Source organism: Mycobacterium sp. (genome assembly GCF_035653355.1).
In the GTDB taxonomy this organism is placed as follows: domain Bacteria; phylum Actinomycetota; class Actinomycetes; order Mycobacteriales; family Mycobacteriaceae; genus Mycobacterium.
Map to the genome: position 1 here is coordinate 1 of NZ_DASRBZ010000307.1, position 6632 is coordinate 6632.

Sequence of the window (6632 nt, forward strand, 5' to 3'; positions counted from 1 at the left end):
CCTACTGGGCCGCCCCAGCACCGAGCGATCCCGCACCGGGGTTGCCGATTGATCCGGCAGCTGCCGGCTCGGCGGCGCACGACCTGCAGCTCCCGCCGCAACTTGCGCCGATGCTCGATCCGGCGAATATGCCCAACACCAGTGGGCTGCCGGCGACTGCGCCGCAGAACATGGATTCGGGCTTTTTGAAGGATCTGTGGCAGGCCATTCAGGCGCAGGGCGTCAACGGTAACGGCGCGCTAGCGGCGCTGGGACAACAGCCTCAGGCCACCCAGTAAAGCTAGGCTGAGCCCACCCATTCGTCGGTGCCATCGGCGAAGAACTGGTGCTTCCACACCGGTAACCGCGCCTTGATGGTGTCGACGAGGTGAGCGCAGGTCTCGAATGCCGCGCGGCGATGGTCGGCGGCGACCGCGGCGACCAGCGCCGCCTCACCGATTTGCAGCGCGCCGATCCGGTGGCTGGCTGCGATCGCCCGCACCCCGTGCGACTGCTCGGCGATCTCGCTCAGGACGTCGGACAACACCTGGCTGGCCGACGGGTGCGCGGAGTATTCCAGCCGTAGCACCTGTCGTCCGCCGTCGTGGTCGCGGATCATGCCGACGAAGCCGACCACCGCGCCCGCAGCCTGATGGCTCACTAGTTCCTCATGGTCGGCTAGCAGGATCGGCTGTTCGGTGAGCTCTGCGCGCAGGACGAGCGTCATCGGCGCCGCTCCTCCTCATCGCTGCGCTCTGCATCGTCGCCGGCGCGCGTCATCGCGAATGGTCTTTGCCGGCGAGTTGGTCCAGCGCGTGGTCGAGCACATCGGCGAGCACTCCCAACCCGTCGCGCACCCCGCCGGGCGAGCCGGGCAGGTTGACGATCAACGTCCGGCCTGCCACGCCGCATAACCCGCGAGACAGCACCGACGTCGGCACCTTGGGCAGGCCGGAGCGGCGGATCGCATCGGCCAGCCCAGGCACCTCATAATCGAGCACCGCCGCGGTCTGGGCCGGGGTGTCGTCGCTCGGCGAAATACCGGTGCCGCCAGAGGTGATGATCAGGTCGACACCCTCGGCGACGGCGTCGCGCAGTGCCTGGCCCACCGGATCGCCGTCGGGAACCACCTGCGGTTGAATGGCCGAAAATCCTTGCTGTTCAAGCCATTCAGCGATCATCGGCCCGCACCGGTCGTCGTACACGCCGGCAGATGCGCGGGTGGACGCGATGATGACTCGCGCGGATCGGGCGCCCATCACCGCACCCAGGTGCCGCTGCGGCCGCCGTCCTTGCGAAGCACGCGGATGTCGTCGATACGGGCGGCGGGGTCCACCGCTTTGATCATGTCGTAGAGGGTGAGTGCAGCAACGCTGACCGCGGTCAGCGCCTCCATTTCGACTCCGGTGCGGTCGGTGCTGCGCACCGTCGCGGTGATCTCGATGTCCGACTCACCGACGCTGAAATCGACGTCGACACCGGTGAGCGCGAGCTGATGGCACAGCGGAATCAGGTCGCTGGTGCGCTTGGCGGCCAGGATGCCCGCCTCCCGGGCGGTGGCCAGCGCGTCGCCCTTCGGCAGACCGCCGGAGGAGATCAAGGTCACCACGTCGGGTGAGGTGCGCAGCGCGCCCGCGGCGATGGCCGTGCGCTTGGTCGGTCCCTTTTCGGTGACGTCGACCATGTGCGCCGCTCCCCGATCGTCCAGGTGCGAAAGTCGGCCCGCGCCCGATCTTGGTGCCGTCCCGGACAACGTGGGTCTCCAGCTATCGATTGACGACTGTGACCGGATGGACGTAGGGCAGATCGTCGGCAGGCAGCGGGAACACCACGTCGCCGTACGGGGACAACGCGCCCGTGCGGTCCGTCCGCAGTTCGCTGACCGCGTGGTCGTCAGGATTGGTCGTCGGCCAGCCGTTGTCGACGTACCGACTCTTCTGCGCCTTGTTCTCAGCGTTGTCTGCCACGGGACCATTCTGACAGGTCTCGTCGGCGCAAGCGGCTTGACTCCTCGCTCCTAGCCGGGCGCGTCGCGGCTTCATGCATGCAATTAGCGAGCGTGCCTGAACTGGCCGCCGAACCCGTGACCGTGACCTCTACACTCTCAGGTCCTTTACGCTGGTCAGCAATGACGCGACACACCCCGGACATCCCCCTGGGGTCCTGGCTGGCCGACCTGCCCGACGAGCGGCTGATCCGTCTACTGGAGCTGCGGCCAGACCTCGCGCAACCGCCGCCCGGCAGCATCGCCGCGCTGGCCGCGCGAGCTCAGGCCCGCCAGTCGATCAAGGCCGCCACCGACGAGCTCGACTTTTTGCGGCTGGCGCTGATCGACGCGCTGCTGGTCCTGCATGCCGACGCCGAGCCTGTGCCGGTCGCCAAGCTGCTCGCGCTGATCGGCGAGCGTGCGCCCGAAGCCGACGTGGTAGCCGCGCTGGAGGACCTCAAGGAGCGGGCCTTGGTGTGGGGCGACACGGAGATCCGGGTAGCCGCCGAGGCCGGGAGCGGGCTGCCCTGGTACCCGGGCCAAGTGACCCTGGAGGACGAAACCCGCACCGCGGAGCAGCTCACCGAACTCATCGACGGTCTCGACGACGCTGAGCTCATCGTGCTGGAGAAGCTGCTGGAAGGCTCTCCGATGGGCCGCACCCGCGACGCCGCCCCCGGCGCCCCGGCGGATCGTCCAGTACCGCGGCTACTGGCCAAGGGACTGCTGCGGCGCATCGACGCCGAGACCGTGATCCTGCCACGGCAGGTCGGGCACCTGCTGCGCGGCGAGGACCCGGGACCGACCCAACTGCGCGCCCCCGATCCCGTGATCACCACCACCACCCAAGCCGACGCCGACGCCGCCGCGGCCGGAGCTGTCATGGACCTGCTGCGCGAGCTCGACGTGCTGCTCGAGAACCTGGCCGCCGCACCGGTTCCCGAGCTTCGCAGCGGCGGACTCGGGGTCCGCGAAGTCAAGCGGCTGGCGAAGGTGACCGGCATCGACGACGCCCGGCTGGGCCTGATCCTCGAGGTGGCGGCGGCCGCCGGGCTGATCGCCAGCGGCATGCCCACTCCGCTGCCCGAAGACGGTGAGGGACCGTATTGGGCGCCGACGGTAGCCGCCGACCGGTTCGCCGAGGCGTCCACCGCTGAGCGCTGGCATCTGCTGGCCAGCACCTGGCTGGAGCTGCCCACCCGTCCCGCGCTGATCGGCACCCGCGGCCCCGACGCGAAACCCTATGGCGCGCTGTCCGATTCGGTGTACTCGACCGCAGCTCCGCTGGACCGCCGGCTGCTGCTGGGCATGCTGGCCGAGCTGCCGCCGGGTGCCGGGGTCGACGAGACCTCCGCCTCGGCAGCGCTGGTGTGGCGGCGGCCCCGGTGGGCCCGGCGGCTACAACCCGGGCAGGTCGCAGACCTGCTCGACGAGGCACACTTCCTCGGCCTGGTGGGCCGCGGCGCGATCAGCACGCCGGGGCGCACACTGCTGGACCAAGAGGCCGACGACGCCGTCGTCGCGGCGATGACGCGGGCGCTTCCTGAGCCGATCGACCACTTTTTGGTGCAGGCGGACCTGACCGTGGTGGCGCCCGGCCCGCTGGAACGGCGTCTGGCCGAGGAATTGGGCACAGTCGCCACGGTCGAGTCCGCCGGCGCGGCCATGGTCTACCGCGTCAGCGAGCAGTCGATCCGGCATGCCCTGGATACCGGAAAGACTGCCGACTCGTTGCACGCGCTTTTCGTGCAGCACTCCAAAACGCCTGTGCCGCAAGGACTTACCTATCTCATCGACGATGTCGCACGTCGCCACGGGCAGCTTCGGGTCGGCATGGCGGCATCGTTCGTGCGCTGCGAGGATCCAGCGCTGCTGGCTCAAGTGGTGGCCACGCCCGGGGCCCAACAGCTTCAGCTGCGCGCGCTGGCGCCGACCGTCGCGGTGTCACAGGCGCCGATCGCCGAAGTGCTCGCGGTGTTGCGCGGCGCGGGCTTCGCCCCGGCCGCCGAGGACTCGTCGGGCACCATCGTCGACATCCGCGCCCGCGGCGCGCGGGTACCCACGCCCCAACACCGTCGCGCACTTCGCCCGATCCCCCGCCCGAGCCGCGAAACCGTGAGCGCCATCGTCTCCGTGCTGCGCAAGGTCGCCGCCGCACCATTTGCGAATATCCGCGTCGATGCGGCGACGGCCATGTCGCTGTTGCACGAGGCGGTGCGGGAAGGCACCACGGTGGTGATCGGCTACGTCGACGCCGCCGGTGTGGCCACCCAGCGGGTGGTGTCGCCGATCACCTTGCACGGCGGCCAGCTGGTAGCTTTCGATTCCGCGTCCGGGCGGCTGCGGGATTTCGCCGTGCATCGCATCACGTCGGTGGTGCGCGCCGACGACGATGCCGAGCGATGACAAGCGGCGGGTGTCAGCGGAGTCCGGATAATCGACTTCATGACTGACGGGCCGTTGATCGTGCAGTCCGACAAGACGGTGCTGCTCGAGGTCGACCATGAGCTGGCGGGGGCGGCGCGGGCGGCGATCGCGCCGTTCGCCGAGCTGGAACGCGCGCCCGAGCACGTGCACACCTACCGCATCACTCCGCTGGCGCTGTGGAACGCCCGCGCCGCCGGTCACGACGCCGAGCAGGTCGTCGACGCGCTGGTCAGCTACTCCCGCTACGCGGTGCCCCAGCCGCTGCTGGTCGACATCGTCGACACCATGGCCCGCTACGGGCGGCTGCAGCTGGTCAAGCATCCCGCGCACGGCCTGACACTGGTCAGCTTCGATCGGGCGGTGCTCGAAGAGGTGCTGCGCAACAAGAAGATCACCCCAATGCTGGGCGCACGCATCGACGAGGACACCGTCGTCGTGCATCCCAGCGAGCGTGGCCGGGTCAAGCAGATGCTGCTCAAGATCGGTTGGCCCGCAGAGGATCTAGCTGGTTACGTCGACGGCGAGGCGCACCCCATCAGCCTGCGGCAAAGCGGCTGGCACCTACGCGACTATCAGCAGATGGCTGCGGACTCGTTCTGGTCCGGTGGCTCCGGGGTGGTGGTGCTGCCCTGCGGGGCGGGCAAGACGCTGGTCGGGGCGGCGGCCATGGCGAAAGCCAGTGCGACGACGCTGATCCTGGTCACCAACACCGTTGCCGCGCGGCAGTGGAAGCGTGAGCTGGTTGCGCGCACCACGCTGACCGAGGACGAGATCGGCGAATACTCGGGCGAGCGCAAGGAGATTCGGCCCGTCACCATCTCCACCTACCAGATGATCACCCGTCGCACCAAGAAAGGCGACTACCGCCACCTGGAGCTGTTCGACAGCCGTGACTGGGGACTGATCATCTATGACGAGGTTCACCTGCTGCCGGCCCCGGTGTTCCGGATGACTGCCGATCTGCAGTCGCGGCGCCGACTGGGTTTGACCGCGACGCTGATCCGAGAGGACGGCCGCGAAGGCGACGTGTTCTCGTTGATCGGGCCCAAGCGCTACGACGCGCCGTGGAAAGACATCGAAGCGCAGGGCTGGATCGCGCCGGCCGAGTGCGTCGAAGTGCGGGTGACGCTGACCGACAACGAGCGCATGATGTACGCCACCGCCGAACCCGAAGAGCGGTACCGGGTGTGCTCGACCGCGCGCTCGAAAATTGCGGTGGTCAAGTCGATTCTGAGCCGCCACCCCGGCGAGCCGACCCTGGTGATCGGCGCCTACCTCGACCAGCTCGACGAACTGGGCACGCTGCTCGACGCGCCGGTGATCCAAGGGTCGACCAAGACCGCCGAGCGTGAAGCGTTGTTCGACGCGTTCCGCCGCGGCGACGTCAACACCCTGGTGGTGTCAAAGGTGGCCAACTTTTCCATCGACCTGCCGGAAGCCTCTGTCGCTGTGCAGGTTTCGGGCACCTTCGGGTCACGGCAGGAGGAGGCGCAGCGGCTGGGCCGGTTGCTGCGGCCCAAAGCCGACGGCGGCGGGGCGGTGTTCTACTCGGTGGTGGCCCGCGACAGCCAGGACGCCGAATACGCCGCGCACCGCCAGCGGTTTCTGGCCGAGCAGGGCTATGGCTACGTCATCAAGGATGCCGACGACCTGCTGGGGCCGGCGATCTAGGTCGTCAGCACCGTCGCCGCGGCGGTGCCCGGCGCACCGTACACCTGCGCGAACCCGACCCGAGCTGTTCCGGTGACCTGACGCTCGCCGGCCTCCCCGCGAAGCTGACGCACCAACTCGTGGACTTGCCGCAGACCGGACGCGCCGATCGGCTCGCCGTTGGCGATCAGCCCGCCGTCGGTGTTGACCGGCATCGGACCGCTGATTTCCGTCGCGCCGTCGGCGATCAGCTTTTCCTGATCACCGTCGGCGCAAAATCCGGCCTCGGCCATATGGATGACCTCGGCGCCGGCGTCGGTGTCCTGCAGCTGAATGACGTCGACATCCTCCGGCGCCACGCCGGCCGCTTCGAACGCGGCCCGCGACGCGTAAACGGTAGGCGACACGTCTTCTTCAAGCGGCGCAAACGTCGCATGCACCTCGTAGGCGCCGTAGCGGCGGGTGCGGATCTCGGCGGCGCGCAGATACACCGGCTTGGACGTGAAGCGGTGCGCAATGTCGGCCCGGCACATGATCACTGCCGCCGCTCCTTCGTCCGGGGCGCAGAACATGTACTGCGTCAGAGGGT

The 6632-nt window shown here is 68.9% G+C and carries 7 protein-coding genes and 1 pseudogene; 3 read left to right on the forward strand and 5 right to left on the reverse strand.

All coding sequences use genetic code 11. The features are described 5' to 3' along the window. Window positions 1-278, forward strand: a pseudogene (locus VFA16_RS10640) (resuscitation-promoting factor RpfA); the annotation flags it as partial. Between the two features lie 2 nt (window positions 279-280). On the opposite strand, the gene VFA16_RS10645 reads toward VFA16_RS10640, so the two are convergent. The 4 genes from VFA16_RS10645 to VFA16_RS10660 are packed head-to-tail and all read right to left on the reverse strand — an operon-like array spanning window position 281 to window position 1946. Then, entirely contained in the window at window positions 281-706 is a 426-nt protein-coding gene (locus VFA16_RS10645; RefSeq protein ID WP_324967773.1) for a molybdenum cofactor biosynthesis protein MoaE, read from the reverse strand. A gap of 49 nt (window positions 707-755) precedes the next feature. Next, window positions 756-1238, reverse strand: coding sequence for a MogA/MoaB family molybdenum cofactor biosynthesis protein (locus VFA16_RS10650; RefSeq protein ID WP_324967774.1), 483 nt, complete (start codon window positions 1236-1238; stop codon window positions 756-758). After that, on the reverse strand, window positions 1238-1732 hold the full coding sequence (gene moaC, locus VFA16_RS10655; RefSeq protein WP_324967775.1) for a cyclic pyranopterin monophosphate synthase MoaC: 495 nt from the start codon (window positions 1730-1732) through the stop codon (window positions 1238-1240). Before moaC ends, VFA16_RS10650 begins: the two co-directional genes overlap by 1 nt. A 13-nt stretch (window positions 1733-1745) precedes the next feature. Continuing rightward, window positions 1746-1946, reverse strand: coding sequence for a hypothetical protein (locus VFA16_RS10660; protein WP_324967776.1), 201 nt, complete (start codon window positions 1944-1946; stop codon window positions 1746-1748). A gap of 161 nt (window positions 1947-2107) precedes the next feature. Between VFA16_RS10660 and VFA16_RS10665 the strand changes: the two genes are divergently transcribed. Both VFA16_RS10665 and VFA16_RS10670 read left to right on the forward strand, forming a co-directional pair. Beyond that, entirely contained in the window at window positions 2108-4372 is a 2265-nt protein-coding gene (locus tag VFA16_RS10665) for a helicase C-terminal domain-containing protein (protein ID WP_324967777.1), read from the forward strand. Window positions 4373-4411: 39 nt separating this feature from the next. Continuing rightward, window positions 4412-6064, forward strand: coding sequence for a DNA repair helicase XPB (locus VFA16_RS10670; protein WP_324967778.1), 1653 nt, complete (start codon window positions 4412-4414; stop codon window positions 6062-6064). Here the strand turns inward: VFA16_RS10670 and VFA16_RS10675 are convergent. Beyond that, window positions 6061-6632, reverse strand: a 572-nt coding sequence (locus VFA16_RS10675) for a thiolase family protein (RefSeq protein ID WP_324967780.1), incomplete at its 5' end; no start/stop codon positions are given. The genes VFA16_RS10670 and VFA16_RS10675 overlap by 4 nt on opposite strands.